Here is a 15264-nt window from a genome sequence, read left to right as displayed (position 1 = left end):
GTTTCTTTCTTAATATCTCTCGTAGAGATGCAAGATTTTTCTCAGAAACTGGGTTTTCTGTATAAGTCATAATACAGTTGCAAATGGGTCGGGCTGGAATTGAACCAGCAACGCTTTAAGCTACTGTTTTACAGACAGCTACCCACACCAATAGGAGGGCCAACCCAAGATGGAAAATTTGGTAGGTCGCCAAGGAATTGAACCTCGATCCATCCGCTTAAAAGGCGGCTGCAAAACCATTCTGCCAACGACCCACGCAAAGTGCTGACGGGAGTTGAACCCGCAATTCACTTGGGTGAAAACCAAGCGGCTTAAACCATTTGCCTACAGCACTATTTATTTGAGATTTGAGATTGCTCTTGCGAATTGGTAAGAACAGAGGTTAGGGCGGGATTTGAACCCGCGAAATTCGGTTTTGCAGACCGATGCTTTGAGCCACTCAGCCACCTAACCTGGGAGTCCCGACGAGGTTTGAACTCGCAATTTTCACCTTGAGAGGGTGACGGCTTAAACCAATTTGCCTACGGGACTTTGAAAGTTTTGAGTTTTAAGTTATGGGTTTTGAGTTAAAGAAAATTGTTAATTCAAAACTCATAAATTTGTTACTCATAATTTGTTACTCGCAACTCCGGGAAACGGAGACGAGGCTGACGGGTTTCGATCCCGCTACCTTCGCTGTGACAGAGCGACGCTCTCCCAATTGAGCTACAGCCTCAAGAAATTGCTGTTTGGACGAGGTGGCGGTTGATTCCGCGTACTACAAGCCGATCGGGCTTTTGTTGCCGGAGTCTAAACCGCCGATGTCCGCAATTATGTGACACGATTAATTTTCTATTCGGTTTTCAAGGTTCGTATTGCTTGTGGAATAAGGCTTTTAAGCTCTTCCTCCTTTGCCATACATTTATACTACATTGTGTATTACAAGACTGTCAAGGGGGTAATACAACTTTTTTTTAAATTGGGTTTTTTCAATGGGTGTCGATCGCCCAAACCAACACTCTCACATCCCAGAGTTACCAAAAATCAAGACATTAGGCTGATAACCCGGTGGTGCAGCCCGTAATAAATCCGATGGTGAGACTGTACTACACACAGATATTAACCGTGCTGAGGTTTTTTGAGGGTTTGCTGGCGGAACAGTTTTCTTTGGCGGAAGTCGTGGCGGGGACTGCGATGCCTTCTGTAGGGATGTTTGAGATATCTTTTGATGAGAAATCGCCGCGATACAAACAAAGTCCACCTGCGCGCACTCAAGAAACTCTTAACTCTTGCCGGTTTTGTCTGTGTCGGCGCGCATTCGATCGCTGTCAATCCCGGCTGAGACATAATAAAAAATTTAGTTTTTTTCCCTGGAATTCCCATTATCATTATCCGCAGTGTGGAGTGAAAGGAATTTCAAGTGAGCGGAAATCATCTGTTTGAGAGACTGCGAAAACAATGGCGTTTTCTGGCGATCGCCCTGGCAGCGGCTGTGATTAGCTTTGTCATCGGTACGCTGATGCCGACAAACCAACACCTCAGCAATAATCCTGCAACCGCTCAGGTGCAGGTGCAGAATCTCAACCAATTTTTAACGGTAAATCCGCTAGCAAAGGAAGTAGGGGACGATCGCACAGCGTTGAATGTCGATCGCACAATTGAGCAATTTCTCACTGTATTGGAATCAAAAGAAAAGCTTTTGACTTTTGTGCCGCCGGAACAGTTTCAGGGAACAACTGTTTTTGAGGGAAAAGTCAAAGATTCTGAGAAAGTTATTGCTTTAACGGTTGACGATGGGCCGTGGCCGGAAACGACGGAACAAATGCTCGATATTTTCCAGCAAAATGATGTTAAAGCCACCTTTTTTTGGATAGGTAAATCTATCGAAAATTCTCCTGAAATTGCTCGAAAAGTTGTGGCTGCAGGTCACGCGATCGGCAATCATACGTGGCATCACTGGTACGATCCGATGGATGTGGCGACGGTGGCTGATGAAATCGATCGCACGGCTAAACTTATTTACGACACGACGGGAGTTAAGACTACTTTTTTCCGCCCGCCGGGAGGTGTTTTGAATAATGGTTTGGCTAAGTATGCTAAGGATCGCAATTATTCTGTGGTGATGTGGTCGGTAACTTCTGCAGATACCGATCCGCACGCTCAACCGTCGGCTTTTGTTAATAATGTGTTGAAGGGTGCGAAGCCGGGGGCGATCGTTTTGATGCACGATGGCGGGGGCGATCGATCTCGTACTATTAAGGCTTTACCGGAGATGATTGCGGGTTTGAAAAAGCAGGGATATCGGTTTGTGACGGTTCCTGAGTTGCTGGAAATGCAAGACCAATCAGCGTAAATTGTGGGGCGATTGCTTGTCTTTTTTTGAGGGTAATACTAAGGCTAAACAAACCCCGTTTCTTATCGCAAAAATCGGGTTTCTGACTCTCTGTGCGTCCAAGATTGATATCAATTACGGCTGTAGGGGAATGATTTAACCACAGAGAACACAGAGAACACAGAGGAAGAGAAGAGAGAGATGAATAATTTCGATACTAACGGATTTGATATGACTGAGGAAAATGCCGATCGCCCAAATCACCTAAAAAAAACCGATCGGCCTGCGATAATCAGCTTTGAGATATCAAATATTACAAATCAAACCTTGTCTGAACAGCCATTAATTCCACCAGAATCAACCGATCGCCCAAACCTCCCCCACTGGCTGCACACCTTAGAAACCTGCGAGAGTACAAACAGTTGGGCGATCGCCCGCGCGGCCAAACTCCACCACGGAGATGTAATATTTACTCAGCAGCAAACCAGCGGGCGCGGCCAACACGGACGCATTTGGTATTCGCCGCCCGGTGTTTTTACTGCTAGCTTTGTCCTAGACAATCTCAATCCCAATCTGTTACCTGGACTCAGTTTAGCAGCCGGTTTGGCGGTGATTTACGCGATCGAAGATTTGGTTCCCGAATGCCGCGATATGCTGCGCCTGAAATGGCCGAATGATGTTTGGATCGATCGCCACAAATTAGCCGGAATTCTCTGTGAAGCCACTTCTAGCAATGTTTCCGGCAAAACTCGCGCCGTTGTGGGAATTGGACTCAACCGCTGCGTAGATTTCGCGGCTGCGGGATTGGATGAAAAGGATCTCGGCAATGCGGTAAGCTTGCATTCTATTGCTAATACAGTACCAGATGAATTGTGTTTGCTCGATCGACTGCGGCACTATTTACTCGAACTAGCCGATATGTTTTCCACCACAGACAAGCCCGCCCAAAAGTCTGGTTTAGCGCCGCTTTTGCCGGAATTGCGCCGCCGCGACGGGCTGATTGGGTGTAATGTGGCGATCGAGCTTTCCTCAGAAACCATGTGCGGAGACGCCGCCGGCATTGACGGAAGCGGCCGGTTGTTAGTATGCTTGGCGGGCGATCGAATACAAGCCTTTACCTCCGGGCGAGTTCGATTGAATTAATAGTCAGTAGTCAGTAGTCAGTAGTCAGTAGTCAGTTGTTATTTGTTATTTGTTATTTGTTGTTTGTTATTAAGTTTTCGCGCATTTACATTGTATATTCAGGGCGGGTTCTCCGGCCCACACCACAAGAGTTTTATTTTTTTTGACATACAGTTTAAATGCCGCAACAGCTTAGTTATTAGTCAACAGTCAACAGCCAACAGTTAACAGTCAACAGTTAACAGTCAACAGTTAACAGTTAACAGTCAACAGCCAACAGTTAACAGTCAACAGCCAACAATTCCCAAATTTAATTAACCACCTCAAATACTACTAATCTTCTCAGCCAGAGCGGTTGATTAGCCTCCACACCTTCAGGACTGCCCTTAGTAGAAGCCACCTGTATTCTGTTACCACTTATCCCTTGTTTAACCAGAGCAGTTTTCACATTTGCCGCCCTTCCCAGTGCCAATTTTTGATTTTCCGCCGGACTGCTCTTAAAATCACTGTAGCCAATAATTCTTAAATTCTTCGTACTATTTTCCTTCATATATTCCTTGACTTTTGTCAGCTTTTGTGCGATGTCTTTTGGCGATAAAATTGCCGAACCCACACCAAAATAAAGGCGAACATCTATTGCTTGTGAGGAAGGTTGAGTGCCTATTCCCACTGTATTTGTTACAGACTTCACCCCCGGAATTTTTTCAAAAGCTTGAGTTATTTTCTCAGCATCTGCCGCCTTGCTCACGCTACCTGCAACGGCGACTTTTCCCTCTGCATAGCGAGCCGAAATATTAATGCTTTCTAATTTATTCAAAAGCTCCACAGTACGTTTGACATCGGCTGCAGCTAAAACTGGATCGGGAGGTACTTCAACGGCGATGATTTTATTGTCAATTGTTAATTTGGGAGCAGTTTGTTGAGCTATTTTTTCCGCTTGCAATCGCAGTTTTTGATTCGGTACTCGTCCCGAAATCTCCAATATTCGATCTTTCACATCTGCCGCGAGGCGATAAACCGATAACTCTGGACTAGATTGTAAAGCTAAATTTGTATCTGCTTCTATGCTAGCTGCAATCCCGCTGCGGTATTGATGAATTCCCCAAGGTATGCCAATTAAACCTAACGCTGCTAAACCGATAATTGGTAAAATTGGCTTTTTAGGAGATTTAACTTTTATATCTGTCTCAATTAACTTTTGCAAATTCGTGTTGATTTCGGGCGGCACTGCAGTGGGATCGCCGTTAAATGATTGGATTATATCTCCATATTCTTGAACAATATTTTTGAATATTGCTCGCATTTTGTACTTAAACCACTGCCTCGTTTCTCCCTGCATTACTACTGCTAGATAACACGAACCAGCGACTTCTAGTACAATTGTAGATGTGCCGTATTCTATGGCATCAATTTCGGCAATATTTCCCGATTGAGAGATACAATCGTTGACAAAAGCGCGAATAGCAGTCAGCATTCCCGCTACCATCTCTGATTCTAGCTGTTCGCGTTCAGAATGCTGTACTACTGAAATTACTAAGCCTGATTCTTTTTGAATTAAAAAAACAGCTTTAACAGTCAGCGGTGTTGTTTGCTGCATCAGCAATTCTGCTTCCGAAACTCCCTGTAATTTGGATTTAATTTTGCGAGTAATTCCCTCTGTACTTAAGGATGATTCGACTTTTTCATTGATCTGGTGCATCATCTCTGCGATGTACTTTAAAATCGTGCTACCGACGATCGGATAAAGTGCATCCGACATTGCTTCTCGTTTGAGATGAATTTGCTGTTTGATAGCAGAGGCCATTTCCGGTGCTATCGCCATTGCAATTGCATCGGGCGATTCACTGACTGTGTGACGGATTCCCGCAGGAAGAGCAGGCGCTATGGCTACTCCCATCGAGTGTTTATTTTCTCGGGTTTTGGTATTAATTACTTCATCAATTATCGGAGTTATGCTTTCTGTAAATGATTGTCTCGACTGATTTATTGTTTCGAGCATCATTTCGGGAAATATCAGTTGAATCTGCCTCACTAATTCTTCCCGATCGCCTCCCCATTGAGCATTGGTTATTTTGCGTTCGAGTTCCTCTACTTTACCGTTGAGTTTGTAATTATAACCTACAACTTCATCTAACAATGGTAAAATAGATTCGATCGCAGACTTTTGTAGTTGCGCGTGATGGTTAGCCATCAACTCGTCAATCAAAGGTTTCAGTAAATCTGTAAACAAGTCTGTGGATTCATAAATCCGGTGTTCGATCGCCACAATCTTTTCTTCGATGTTTGCGAGTCTTGCATCGATCCTTTGATTCTGAATGATGGCATCAACAGCGGGGGCGATCGCAGATTCTATCTCTAGCTTCGCTTCCCGAAGGCTTCCCGACACCATCTCTACGATCGCAGGCATGATTCTGCCCATCAACCCTTCTATTTCCGCTAAAACTTGCTGCTGAACTTCGACAATCTTACTTTCATTTTGCAATATTTGTGCTGCAATGCCACTGTTTTGAATGGCAGTGTTGACAGCCGGGGCGATCGCCTCTCTGACTTCTAACTTTGTCTCATCAATTTTCCGGTTTAGCGACTCAATCATTAGCGGCATCAACCGCGCCATGATTTCTTCCGGCTGAGACTTTTGCTGTCGCTGAAGATTGTTTAATCTACTTTCAACATCGCTCAATTTTCCTTGAACTTCTCTTTGCAGAATTGCTGATTCTATCAAAGGTTCGATCGCCGCTGCTACTTCTAATTTTGATCGCTCAATTTTTTGGTTCAGCAAATCAGTGATTGCTGGCATCAGCATCGCCACGATCTCTTCTGGCTTCTGAATTGGCGACTGTTGCACCGCCAGCCTGCCCTCAATGATGCTTAATACTTTTTCTTCTATTTCTACCCAAGCTATTCTTACCTGTACTGACGGTGCGACAGCTTCGACAACCTCTAATTTTAATTCACTAATTTTGCGGTTCAGCAAGTCGCTAACTACCGGAACTAATTGCTTGATTAAATCTTCCGGTTGCTGCTGGGAACGCTGCTGAATGTTCGCCAATTTATCTTCAATTGTTACTACTTTCTCTTCCAGCCCGTTTTGATTGTGAATTACTTGATTGACTGTCGGTGCGATCGCCGAAGCTACTTCTAACTTAGACTCCTCTACCCTGCGGTTGAGCAACTCGCCCACCACAGGCATCAGCCGTTGGATCAATTGTTCGGGATTCGGTAGTTCCTGGTGGTTGAAACTAGCAATTTGATTTTCCAAATCCGCTAATTTTGCCTGGAATTCCAGGGGATTAATTCTATCGTTGGTGGCGAGTTCGATCGCCTTTTTTAATTCCAACTTAAACCCCTCTACTTCTTCTCTCACCAACGATGGAATTAACGGTCTGACTAAATTCATCAACTCCTGCGGTTCAGACATCAAACTTTCAAAATTTTCTAACCTTTGTTCCGCGTTCAAAATATGACTGTAAAATTCCGGCACATCCCTTTCAAACAGCAATTGCTGCAACCTTTTGAACTCCTCCACTGCTTGTGCTAATTCTTCCTCCGAAGGTCGATAATTTTTGGCTGCCTTCGCCGTCCTAGATACACCTGGTTCTTCATTATTTATTTGTCGTTTTTGAGATGGAATTTCTTCATTATTAGTCAATACTTCCGGTACAACAGCAGAGGATTCTATCAAAAAAGACAATCGCTTTCGTTGATTTTCCTGTTCATCAAATCGCTCGATCTGTTGTTGAGGTGAAAGCGGTAATTTCAGCTCACTTGGTCTTTTTTTAAAGTTTTTTACTAATTGCAATTCAGTCAGTATGGTTAGCAATTCCTGGAGTTGTTCTCCAGCGTTAGGAATTGCCAAATTTTCATCTGCAACTTCTGGTTCTGACTGATATACTTTGCCTAAATTATCATTAGATGCTGCCATACTTTGTTACCAAAATCTGATTTTAACCGATCGCCAAAAATGACCTGTTGGTTTATCGCCTCACTACTGCGAAAATCAATAGACATCTCCAATAATTCTTGTGGAACTGGCAGGATACCTGCTGTTTACAGGCTTTTTAGGATTTGTCTAATAGGAATGACACAATTAATTTTTCGCCTTGGGCCGATCTCGCGCCTATCGGCCTATCTTAACTGCTGTTCTGCGACTGGCCAACTCGGCCGCCAACTGCAATGCTGCTTTCATGCTGGAAGCATCGGCAATCCCTTGACCTACAATATCAAAAGCTGTGCCGTGATCCGGAGATGTGCGAACAAAGGGCAAACCAATTGTTGTATTGACTGCTTTGTCGAAGGCCATCAATTTTACTGGAATCAACCCTTGGTCGTGGTACATTGCCAAGTAACCGTCGTGAGCTTCCTTGGCTAAGCCGTACCAAACTTTAGCCGGTTTTACCCACAGGGTATCCGGGGGTACTGGCCCGTCTAACTGCACTTGAGGAAAGCGATCGCGCTGCGTTTCCAACCAAGGTATCATCCAGTCTTGCTCTTCCTTTCCCAGTTTGCCATTTTCGCCGCTGTGAGGATTTAAGCCAGAAATTGCAATTTTCGGTCTTTCTATCCCAAAATCTTCCCGCAAACACTCTACCAGCAATTCTAGTTTTTCGCTCAGCAATTCTGGAGTCAAAGCATCGGGTACTTGACGCAGGGAAATATGTGTAGTAGCGAGTAAAGTTACTAGCGTCCAACCGCTGTGGGGAGATGTGGCGGCAAACAGCATCCCGAAGCGCTGCGATTTGGCTCTTTCTGCCAGGAGTTCTGTTTGTCCGGGATAATTGTAACCGGCCGCTTGCCAGCAAGTTTTGGAAATTGGCCCGGTAACGATCGCACAAAATTCGCCGGCAAGGGTACGGGCGATCGCCTCTTCCATATACGCAAAGCTAGCCGCCCCGCTAGCTGCACTTCCAACACCGGGGACAATGGAACCCCATTTGCTGTCTGCTGCTATATCAATAATGTGTAGTGTTTCGGGATTTGCCAAGGATGCAGCAGCATTAGGATGGATCGATCGCCACCGATCGTAAGTTTGCTGCAAAATTGCCCGATCGCCAAAAACCGTCACTTTCAAAGCTGCAGCGGGATCTGCCAAGGCCTTGAGAATCACTTCCGGGCCTATTCCCGCCGGATCTCCGAGAGTTACAGCTAGTTTTGATTCCCGATCCAGACTCAAGGCAGTTTTCTCCCACAAAATACAGGAATTTCGGCAATGAAATTTTAACATTTAAGTAGCTAATTTTCTCAAATTATCCGAGACCTGCCGAAAATCCCGGAAATCCCCGACTGCGGATGAAAACTCGCTGCTGGATTAACCCAGGCTGTGAAGTTCTTTGATACCGATCGTTGATCTAAGTAACTTGATACAGTAAAATACCACCATGACACAGGCCATAACACCGTTGATACGTTAAAGCGCGATCGGCAAGTGGAACAATTGGTCAACCAGAAGTAGCAATCTCAAGTGAGATACCCAGCCGCTCTCAAAACAGTACGGCGAAACTTGACCCAGAAACCAGCAAAACTCAAATTTTCAATTCAAAAGTAGGGTGGGACACGCCCAAACTCTAGGTCAGTATCCTAGTACGCTTGATTCAGATGAACTGGCAAAGATTGTCTAAACTCGACTGTTTGGTTGTGACTTGGGTAGAATCGAACTGTTCGGAAATTGCTCGCAAGAGATAGCTAATTTTCCGGTGAATCAAGGAATTGAGAATCTCCGACTCTAACAAAGCCGAGAGTGTCAAAGTATGTTTATTTAATTTGCGATCGTCAAGGAACTCTAAAACACATGAACCCTGAATTTATCAGCGCAGCCTTTTTGTCATTTTCCCTAATTTTCGTCGGTATCGGTGGAGGCTTCTTGCTGCTCAAACTCCAAGGCGGCGGCGAAGAATAGGCGATCGTACCGAGCGTCGTAACCGGGTTTTTTTACTATAAAAATCGTGCACGATCGTTGGCAAGATTAGAAAAACCCGGTTTATTAAAATTTATTGTCAGAGTCCTGAGTTATTACAACATATCGTCAATAAGACATCAGTATCAAAGCCACAAGCAAAATTTTTATTCGTCGATAAATACGCAACGCTTTCTCTCAAACTCTGGGACTCTGGGACTCTGGGACTCTCTCGCCTGCTGGATACCGATCGTTATATGAGACGATTTCAGGTTTTTGTTAAGTTTTTATAAAAAAATGAGAAAGACCTGATACTATTGTATAGAAAGTTTAAGATTCATAAATAAATCCCTAGATGACTTTATTGATTGTAGGTGCCACCGGCACTCTCGGCCGCCAAATAGCCCGCCGCGCCCTAGACGAGGGCTACCAGGTGCGCTGTTTAGTTAGAAATTACAGAAAAGCTGCATTTTTGAAAGAATGGGGCGCCGAACTGGTACCGGGGAATCTTTGCCAGCCCGACAGCCTGATTCCTGCACTAGAAGGCGTCAGTGCTATCATCGATGCAGCAACAGCCAGTGCCGGCGATTCTGTCAGCATCAAAAGAGTAGACTGGGATGGAAAAGTATCGCTGATCCAAGCAGCAGCAGCAGCAGGCATCAAGCGTTACATCTTCTTTTCCTTTCTCGATGCCGAGAAATATCCGCAAGTCCCCTTGTTGGAAATTAAGCGCTGTACAGAGCTGTTTTTAGCAGAATCCGGTCTAGATTACACAATCTTGAGACCTTGCGGCTTTTTGCAAGGACTGGTGAACCTGTACGCGATGCCGATTTTGGACAATCAGGCAGTTTGGCTGCCTAACAAGCCGTCAGCCCTTGCCTACATGAACACTCAGGACGTTGCGAAGTTTGCCGTCCGGGCGCTTTCGGTTCCCGAAACCGAGAAAAAAACTTTTCCGGTAGTGGGAAATCGAGCTTGGGATGCTGAAGAAATCGTGCGGTTGTGCGAGCGGCTTTCTGGGAAGCAAGCGAAAATTACGCGCACCCCAGATGCCTTGTTGCAAGCCACCCGTCAATTTGCTAAGTTCTTTCAGTGGAGTTGGAACGTAGCTGACAGATTGGCTTTTTCAGAAGTTTTGGCCGCCGGAAAACCCTTGAAAGCTCCGATGGATGATGTTTACAGTGTCTTCGGAATCGACCCCAAAGAAACTACTACTTTGGAGTCTTATCTCGAAGAATACTTTAATCTGATTCTGAAGAAGCTCAAGGAAATAGAGTACGAGCAGCTTAAGACGAAAAAACGGAGTAAACAAAAAATGCCCTTTACATTTTAAAGTGCCGAAAGCTGGGATTATATACAACGACGTTAAACCAGTCTCTTGTCGCATCGCCGAAGAGTTGAAAGACAAGCTGACTGCCCGCGGCTGGGAGGTCTGCGCGGTTTCCGGTGCCGGGGGAATTTTGGGCTATTCTAGCCCCGATCGCCCCATGTGCCACACTCCTATCGACCAACTTGTCCCTCCCGGTTTTGACAGTGACATGGAGTTTGCAGTGGTTTTGGGCGGCGACGGTACGGTGCTGTCTGCATTTCGCCAAGTTGCTCCCATCGGAGTGCCACTGCTGACTGTCAATACCGGTCATATGGGCTTTTTAACAGAAACTTACCTAAACTTGCTCCCGCAAGCTTTGGAAAAGGCGATCGCCGGAGAATACGAAATAGAAGAAAGGTCAATGCTGGCCGTGCGACTGTTTAGAGACAATGACTGCCTCTGGGAAGCCCTTTGTCTCAATGAAATGGTTCTGCACCGCGAACCGCTGACTTGTATGTGTCATTTTGAAGTGGCGATCGGTCAGCACGCCTCTATTGACATTGCCGCAGATGGAGTAATTATCTCGACTCCGACAGGATCGACAGCCTACGCCCTTTCTGCCGGCGGGCCTGTAATTATTCCCGGAATACCGGTGCTGCAATTGATCCCTATTTGCCCCCATTCGATGGCTTCGCGGGCTTTGGTGTTTTCCAACACCGAACCGGTCAAAATTTTGCCGGCGAGTCCGAATCGCCTGGTAATGGTGGTAGATGGGAACGGCGGATGTTATGTTTTGCCGGAGGATTGGGTGCAAGTGGAGCGATCGCCCTACCCAGCGCGTTTTGTTCGGATACAGTCTTTTGAGTTTTTCCACATTTTGCGGGAAAAATTAGGCTGGGGTTTGCCTCACATTGCTAAACCGAATTCGGTTGAGTTGCCTTAATAGTTGTTGTTGACACTCCCCGACTATCAAGGTACGGGGATTGTTGGCTCAACCAGTTGGCTTGCTCGTAGATATCATATCAAGTCCTAGCTGTAGGAGACCGCAATTCCCGTTCCCGTTTTTCACCGATTGAAGGGATTTTGATTTCTTTATCTGTTGATAAATCGTAAAATAAAGCAGCAATTAGTGTGGGTAATCTAGCCCAACATTTATCCAGCGAAATCCTTGATTCTCGATCGAGCTTCCCAATCATCTCTAAGGTCAGGCAGCGTTTACGATATAACGGTGCCCATCACCCGCCGCCAACAACCTTTCTATCATAACAAATTACCTTTCGACAGTCGGTGTCCATGGGCGTTGTTAGGCATCAAGGTCACCTAGACATTCTCATAGCTTATTGTCACTGAGAATGATGTTGCATCTTGCGTAAAAATTGCTGGAGAAAGATTTTGATGCTTTAGCATTTTTTTTACCCATAACAACCCACTACCAACTAACTCAACAAGCCCTTTTTGTCGAAGCTGCAATGCTAATTTTTCATTCCTTATTACAACGTATCCTCCAGAAATTTGATTGTTACTAAGACTTAGAGGAGGCAATAACCTTCCAGGATTTTTTACCTGAATCGAAGTTGGCATAACCTTAATAACTACATCATTAGCTCGATCGTATGCGCGATGTACTATCGCATTTACTAATAATTCGCGAAGCAGCATGATAGAGATGCGCTCTTGGTGAATCAGAGGTGAGAAATTAGGAATAATAAACTCTTCTAATATAGAAATTGCTGAGGATATTAATTCCTCTATTGTATCTTCAAGTCGATATTTCTTCCTAACGACTTGACCGCTAATGTCCAATACTTCTACTACTACTGCACATTTACTTTCAATGGTAGTGATAGATGAAATGATTTCGTCTGAGGGAATAATATTTTTTTCAATCTCAGATATTAATTCTTGAAAACGACTGTTTAGATAATTGCAAGGATCAGCAGGAATTTTCCATTTTTGATTAAATAATATATCTTTGCAAGGTAGAGCAATGCGTATGTCAGCATCCAAAGACAAGTTATTATATGGACGATGCTTTGCGTTCCAAGATTCTTGTGAATGATAGACTTCTTGTATTTTTTTGCTGCCGTTTATAAACCATATTTCATTTGTTTCAGGACGGTAAATGGCAAGACATAAGTATGGTTGACATTCTAAATATTTTTTCTTTAATCCCTGAATAAAATTATGTTTTATATTTGTTTTTTCTGGAAATTGAACCGATTTAACTTGTATAGGAATTGTAATATTAAGTTTTCCAATTTTTACTCTGAAGTTTACATCAATCTCGTCATCAATTTGTAAAGGTTTATCAATATTGAATCCGCATCGCGACAAAACTGCTATGACATTCATTTCGCCAGCAGTACCAGATCGGGTATTTCTTAATTTATTGGGCATTTATATAGTTTCCCTCACATGGCATCTGTAGTTTCGGTAGTTCATAGTTGGAATTTTTGAGAATCTCCTAGTTTGAGGTTTGGTGAAAAGATTGGATTTACGAGCTTGTTGTATGGTGCGCGATGAAGCGTATCTATTTATTCTACCAATTTTCTTTCTGTAAAGCTCTCGATCGAGCTTCCTAATCATCTCCAAAGTCAGGCAGTGTTTGCGAGATAACGGTGCCCATCACCCGCCGCAGATAACCTTTGCATCATAACCGAGCAACTTTTGGCGGTCGTCGTGCATGGGCGTTGTTATGCTGCTAGTAACGCTAACTACCTGGTTGTAGCCAACCTTTGATAGCCGACTTGACAACTTTGAGATATTTGTTTTCTAAAATGAACTCGTCGATTGCTGTTTCACCGCTTGCCTGGAGCGCACCTGCGACACGACGCTTAAAACTTGGAGTAGTTTCATCATTAACATAAGCAACTTTTTCTAACTCAGTTGCAGTTGGGTTCGTCTGCTCCAACTGCTTCAAGAGTTGCTGAATTTCCTCGGCTGCTTCAGCAAGAGTCCTCCGCGACTCAGATGAATGGATATGCTGATTTGCCTGCTGCCGCGCATTGCCAGAAACTTGGTTTGCGAAATTAGCAACGTTTGCTTCGCGAAGGTCATTGCTGAATGATTCTGAGCTTGATTGACTTTCTGATGAAGAATTTTGCACTTGTGACTGTCCTATAGTGATTTGGATTAAACTACTATAATCTTTCTTGGCAGCGATCTGTTTTTCTTCTTGGGAGAAAGTCATTTCTTCGCCTAAAATCCCATCTTCCTCTAATTTCAATGACCAGTTAAGAACGACATCCCGTACAGCCTCTAGCACGCCTGTTGCTTGTGATATATCTATATGTATTTGCATTTCAAATTGAATGCCATGGTACTCTCTTAAAAATTTTTCCAATGCTGGTGGCATGGTAATTAAAGGGTCGTTTTTATCCTTCAAATTTTCAACAAGTGTTTCTATTTGACTGATTGGTTGAACAACAGGTCGTTTAGATATGAACTCGTGAATCTGAGGATTAACTATGACTGGTATCCATCCGATAGAAGGATTACGTGCCTTTAACTGTCCAAACATGAAGCGATATTGAGGGAGATATGATATCTCAGGATAGCCATTAAGTTCTTTTTCTACCCATTGCTGAAACTCCTGAATATTGAGTTTCCTTGCAACAACCAAAGCTTTTCTTAGTAGAAGTAACACGGAGATTTCTGGATTAAGCGCATCTCTTTGTAGTTCCAAAACTAATGAACCCATAAAGCTTCGTTAACCTTGCTTCAAAAACTGCATTTTTATTCTAACGTGTCATTTAAACTACTCTTTTGAATTGCCCTGCCGATAATTTTAAAGTGCTGCCCTAACCGATAGCCCAGCATCATAACTTATAATTATGTTGCAGTTGCGGTACAATACTGCATATATTCTAAAGATACCGCATATCGATGACGTATGTCAACCCGTTCTTACTCCCCATCGGAATCTCCTTTCCTCGATCGAGTTCGCCGCACGATTCGACTCAATCACTTAAGCCGCCGCACTGAAAAAACCTATCTTTATTAGATTTTAGATTAGAGAGCATTTAGAGTCGATCGCACACCCTCGGCGATCGGTACAATTATGATAAAGCAAGCAGCGATAAAGTCTCATCTTCATAAAATAATTCGATCGCGTTAAAATTCCGACGTAGCAAATTTTCAATTTGCAATGTCGAACAGTTTCCAAGGCAAAGCCAAATAACTTTCGGTGGATTCCCAAATACTAAGCTCAGGTCGTGCATATCCGCGTCTTTCGAGACAATCATCAAATTATTGTCTTTTGCATAATCCCAAACTATTGGGTCGATCGTTGCTTTCATGCCCACATCTCGAACGTGAAGCGAATTTGGAAAAATATCGCTCAAACGATTCGGCAACTTGGGCGACAAGTTTTCATCAAAAAGTAATTTCATGCCGATAAGGTCGCGGTCATAAACCGACGCTCACGGTCAGCAGCATAAGCTATACAAGCTTTTAAATCTTCTCGTGTCAAATCGGGAAAATCGTCTAGAATTTCTGCTTCGGTCATCTCGGAAGCCAGGTACTCAAGCACTTCATAAACCGTAATTCGCAAGCCGCGTACACAAGGCTTACCACCGCGTTTATTTGCCTCGATCGTGATGTGGTTTCGGTAGTTCATAAGAAACACTCGGT

Annotated in this window: 12 protein-coding genes and 6 tRNA genes; 5 read left to right on the top strand and 13 right to left on the bottom strand. The window is 44.0% G+C overall.

What is annotated here, in order from left to right; all coding sequences use genetic code 11:
• Positions 1–84: 84 nt before the first annotated feature.
• From QUA01_RS23835 to QUA01_RS23805, 7 genes are all read right to left on the bottom strand, one after another.
• Positions 85–166: transfer RNA gene (locus QUA01_RS23835), tRNA-Tyr, on the bottom strand.
• A 13-nt stretch (positions 167–179) separates the two neighbouring features.
• Positions 180–254: transfer RNA gene (locus QUA01_RS23830), tRNA-Lys, on the bottom strand.
• A gap of 5 nt (positions 255–259) precedes the next feature.
• A tRNA-Glu gene (locus QUA01_RS23825) sits at positions 260–334 on the bottom strand.
• A 45-nt stretch (positions 335–379) separates the two neighbouring features.
• Positions 380–453: transfer RNA gene (locus QUA01_RS23820), tRNA-Cys, on the bottom strand.
• A tRNA-Glu gene (locus tag QUA01_RS23815) sits at positions 454–531 on the bottom strand. It lies immediately after the preceding tRNA gene.
• A gap of 111 nt (positions 532–642) precedes the next feature.
• Positions 643–715: transfer RNA gene (locus tag QUA01_RS23810), tRNA-Asp, on the bottom strand.
• Between the two features lie 383 nt (positions 716–1098).
• Entirely contained in the window at positions 1099–1326 is a 228-nt protein-coding gene (locus tag QUA01_RS23805; protein WP_333092920.1) for a hypothetical protein, read from the bottom strand.
• A 73-nt stretch (positions 1327–1399) separates the two neighbouring features.
• Here QUA01_RS23805 and QUA01_RS23800 point away from each other — a divergent pair, with 73 nt between their 5' ends.
• Positions 1400–2332, top strand: coding sequence for a polysaccharide deacetylase family protein (locus QUA01_RS23800; RefSeq protein ID WP_333092919.1), 933 nt, complete (start codon positions 1400–1402; stop codon positions 2330–2332).
• Positions 2333–2512: 180 nt separating this feature from the next.
• Positions 2513–3454 carry a biotin--[acetyl-CoA-carboxylase] ligase gene (locus QUA01_RS23795; RefSeq protein ID WP_333092918.1) on the top strand — a complete coding sequence of 314 codons (942 nt, stop codon included), beginning with the start codon at positions 2513–2515 and terminating at the stop codon, positions 3452–3454.
• Positions 3455–3743: 289 nt separating this feature from the next.
• On the opposite strand, the gene QUA01_RS23790 is transcribed toward QUA01_RS23795, so the two are convergent.
• Together QUA01_RS23790 and pdxA are read right to left on the bottom strand one after the other, a co-directional pair.
• The gene (locus QUA01_RS23790) at positions 3744–7355 is read right to left on the bottom strand and encodes an OmpA family protein (protein WP_333092917.1); all 3612 of its coding nucleotides are present in this window, start codon (positions 7353–7355) and stop codon (positions 3744–3746) included.
• A gap of 195 nt (positions 7356–7550) precedes the next feature.
• Entirely contained in the window at positions 7551–8654 is a 1104-nt protein-coding gene (pdxA, locus tag QUA01_RS23785) for a 4-hydroxythreonine-4-phosphate dehydrogenase PdxA (protein WP_333092916.1), read from the bottom strand.
• A 513-nt stretch (positions 8655–9167) separates the two neighbouring features.
• Between pdxA and petM the strand changes: the two genes are divergently transcribed.
• From petM to QUA01_RS23770, 3 genes are all read left to right on the top strand, one after another.
• On the top strand, positions 9168–9326 hold the full coding sequence (gene petM, locus QUA01_RS23780) for a cytochrome b6-f complex subunit PetM (RefSeq protein ID WP_370528839.1): 159 nt from the start codon (positions 9168–9170) through the stop codon (positions 9324–9326).
• 352 nt (positions 9327–9678) lie between these two features.
• Positions 9679–10656 (top strand): SDR family oxidoreductase, encoded by a 978-nt coding sequence (locus QUA01_RS23775; RefSeq protein ID WP_333092915.1) that lies wholly within the window; start codon positions 9679–9681, stop codon positions 10654–10656.
• A 1-nt stretch (position 10657) separates the two neighbouring features.
• A complete protein-coding gene (locus tag QUA01_RS23770; protein WP_333092914.1) occupies positions 10658–11575 on the top strand; it encodes an NAD(+) kinase in 918 nt (305 codons plus the stop codon).
• 377 nt (positions 11576–11952) lie between these two features.
• Here the strand turns inward: QUA01_RS23770 and QUA01_RS23765 are convergent, their stop codons facing one another.
• The 4 genes from QUA01_RS23765 to QUA01_RS23750 all read right to left on the bottom strand — a co-directional run bounded on the left by QUA01_RS23765 (position 11953) and on the right by QUA01_RS23750 (position 15250).
• Positions 11953–13029, bottom strand: a complete 1077-nt coding sequence (locus QUA01_RS23765; RefSeq protein WP_333092913.1) for an ATP-binding protein — start codon at positions 13027–13029, stop codon at positions 11953–11955.
• Positions 13030–13342: 313 nt separating this feature from the next.
• A complete protein-coding gene (locus QUA01_RS23760) occupies positions 13343–14332 on the bottom strand; it encodes an AbiTii domain-containing protein (RefSeq protein ID WP_333092912.1) in 990 nt (329 codons plus the stop codon).
• A 358-nt stretch (positions 14333–14690) separates the two neighbouring features.
• Positions 14691–15023 carry a DUF5615 family PIN-like protein gene (locus QUA01_RS23755; RefSeq protein ID WP_333092911.1) on the bottom strand — a complete coding sequence of 111 codons (333 nt, stop codon included), beginning with the start codon at positions 15021–15023 and terminating at the stop codon, positions 14691–14693.
• Entirely contained in the window at positions 15020–15250 is a 231-nt protein-coding gene (locus QUA01_RS23750; RefSeq protein ID WP_006634608.1) for a DUF433 domain-containing protein, read from the bottom strand. Before QUA01_RS23750 ends, QUA01_RS23755 begins: the two co-directional genes overlap by 4 nt.
• Between the last annotated feature and the right edge of the window lie 14 nt (positions 15251–15264).

This window comes from Microcoleus sp. S36a_B3, assembly GCF_036700745.1.
Classification (GTDB): Bacteria; Cyanobacteriota; Cyanobacteriia; order Cyanobacteriales; family Microcoleaceae; genus Microcoleus.
The sequence above is the reverse complement of the archived record's forward strand: the minus strand, read 5'-3'. Positions and strand labels throughout refer to the sequence as shown.